This window comes from Lysinibacillus sp. RU7 (assembly GCF_057837305.1).
The window spans coordinates 1-501 of record NZ_JBYQFK010000071.1 but is presented as its reverse complement, the minus strand read 5'-3'; the positions used below and the strand labels follow the sequence as shown (position 1 = coordinate 501).

General features: G+C 54.1%; 1 rRNA gene. It reads right to left on the bottom strand.

Features of this window, described 5'->3' with window-relative positions:
* Positions 1-501 (bottom strand): 23S ribosomal RNA (locus AC3II9_RS21525); the annotation flags it as partial.

Here is a 501-nt window from a genome sequence, read left to right as displayed (position 1 = left end):
GGGAAATCTTATCTTGAGGTAGGCTTCCCGCTTAGATGCTTTCAGCGGTTATCCCTTCCGAACATAGCTACCCGGCGATGCGACTGGCGTCACAACCGGTACACCAGAGGTTCGTCCACTCTGGTCCTCTCGTACTAGGAGCAGATCCTCTCAAATTTCCAGCGCCCACGGTAGATAGGGACCGAACTGTCTCACGACGTTCTAAACCCAGCTCGCGTACCTCTTTAAATGGCGAACAGCCATACCCTTGGGACCTGCTTCAGCCCCAGGATGAGATGAGCCGACATCGAGGTGCCAAACACCGCCGTCGATATGAACTCTTGGGCGGTATCAGCCTGTTATCCCCAGAGTACCTTTTATCCGTTGAGCGATGGCCCTTCCATACAGAACCACCGGATCACTAAGACCTACTTTCGTACCTGCTCGACTTGTGGGTCTCGCAGTTAAGCGCGCTTTTGCCTTTATACTCTACGCGTGATTTCCGACCACGCTGAGCGCACC